Annotated in this window: 2 protein-coding genes; both read left to right on the top strand. The window is 71.9% G+C overall.

The genetic code is table 11. The features are described from left to right. The first annotated feature begins 126 nt into the window (after positions 1-126). Positions 127-1107, top strand: coding sequence for a sugar kinase (locus tag ACLJK8_RS22570; protein ID WP_413152657.1), 981 nt, complete (start codon positions 127-129; stop codon positions 1105-1107). After that, on the top strand, positions 1107-2068 hold a 962-nt coding region (locus ACLJK8_RS22565), incomplete at its 3' end, for a class II D-tagatose-bisphosphate aldolase non-catalytic subunit (protein WP_413152656.1). The genes ACLJK8_RS22570 and ACLJK8_RS22565, both read left to right, overlap by 1 nt.

Below are 2068 nucleotides of genomic sequence, written 5' to 3'. Positions count from 1 at the left end.
GCGCGGCCTTCGGCGCCGCCTGCATGCTGCACCAGCGGTTCCTGTCGCTGGAGAACCAGACACTCACGGATCAGCAGATCGAAGCGGACCCGCCAGCCTGACACCGCTTCGGGGAGGAGAGAAGCCTTGACACGAACCATTCTGGCACCGGACGCGCTCGGCCCCACGGTCTGCGTCGGAGAGATCCTGGTCGAGATCGTCGCGACGACGATCGGCGAGGGTTTCCGCGAGGCCCAGCCGCTGATCGGCCCGTTCCCGAGCGGGGCGCCGGCGATCTTCATCGACCAGTGCGGCCGGATCGGCGGCGGCGCGGCGATGATCGGCGCGGTCGGCGACGACGATTTCGGCCGGGTGAACCTCGACCGGCTGAGGCGCGACGGCGTCGATGTCTCGGGCGTCGCGGTCGATCCCGATTTCCCGACCGGCAGCGCATTCGTGCGCTACCGCGCCGATGGCTCGCGGGATTTCGTCTACAATATCGCGACCTCGGCGGCGGCCCGTTTCGGCTGGACCCCGGCCGTCGAGGCGCTCGCGGGGCGGGCGGGGCATCTGCATGTGATGGGCTCGGCGCTCGCGATGCCCGGCGCCTGGACCGTCATCGAAAAGACCGCCGACGCGATCAAGGCGCGGGGCGGCACGCTCTCCTTCGACCCGAACCTGCGCAAGGAGCTGCGCTACGATGCCGAGACCGAGGCGCGGTTCGCGCGGCTCGTCACCATGTCGGACCTGCTCCTGCCCTCGGGCGCCGAGCTGGAGCGGGCCGCCGGCGTGGACGGCGAGGCGGCGGCGGTCGCGCGGCTCTTCGAGCTCGGCGTGGGCGAGATCGTCCTGAAGCGCGGCGGCGAGGGGGCCACCTGCTTCCAGCCCGACGGAACCCGCGTCGACACCGCCGCCTTCGCGGTCGAGGAAATCGATCCGACCGGCGCGGGCGATTGTTTCGGCGGCGCCTATGTCGCCTGCCGGCGGCTCGGCGAGCCGGCCGAGACGGCGCTCACCTATGCCTGCGCCGCCGGCGCGCGCAACGTCACCGCGCGCGGCCCGATGGAGGGCGCGGGCACGCGCGCCGAACTCGACGACTTCATTGCCAATACCCGGAGGATGAGCTGATGTCTGTGAAACTCGACGAACTCGCGGGGCTCCGCCGCGCTGGCACGCCGCGTGGCATCACCTCGGTCTGCTCCGCCCATCCGGTCGTGCTGCGCGCGGCGCTCCGCCACGGGGTCGAGACCGGTGCCACGGTGCTGATCGAGGCGACCTGCAACCAGGTGAACCACCAGGGCGGCTATACCGGCATGCGCCCGGCCGATTTCGCGGCGCTGGTCGCCCGGATCGCCAGGGAGGAAGGCTGCCCGCCCGAACAGATCGTGCTCGGCGGCGACCATCTCGGCCCCAACCCGTGGCGCGACCAGCCGGCCGAGGCGGCGCTGGCCGAGGCGGAGAAGATGGTCGAGGCCTATGTCGCGGCCGGGTTCCGCAAGATCCATCTCGACGCCTCGATGGGCTGCGCGGGCGAGCCGGCGGCGCTCGACGACGCGACGACGGCGGAGCGCGCCGCGCGCCTCGCCGGCGCGGCCGAGCGCGTGGCGCGGGCGAGCGGCGGCGAGATGCCGCGCTACATCATCGGCACCGAGGTTCCGCCGCCGGGCGGCGCCGACCACGCGCTCGACGAGATCACCCCGACGAGCCCGGACGCCGCGCGCGAGACGATCGCGATCCACCGCGAGACCTTCGAGAGAGCGGGTCTCGGCGACGCCCTCGGCCGCGTCATCGGCATCGTGGTGCAGCCCGGCGTCGAATTCGGCAATCACAACGTCGTCCTCTATGACCGGGAGAAGGCGCGCGCGCTCACCGCCGTGCTCGACGACGAGCCGGGCTTCGTCTTCGAGGCGCATTCGACCGATTATCAGGGCACGGGACCGCTGTCCGAACTGGTCGAGGACGGATTTCCGATCCTCAAGGTCGGCCCGGAACTGACCTTCGTGCTGCGCGAGGCGCTCTACGCGCTCGATCTCATCGCCTCCGATCTCGTCCCCGGCTATGGCGAGCGCCCGCTCAGGGCCGCGATGGA

Origin of the sequence: Amaricoccus sp. W119 (assembly GCF_047275745.1) — a bacterium.
Classification (GTDB): domain Bacteria; phylum Pseudomonadota; class Alphaproteobacteria; order Rhodobacterales; family Rhodobacteraceae; genus Amaricoccus.
Note: the sequence above shows the minus strand (reverse complement) of the source record. Positions and strands in the feature narration are given on the sequence as shown.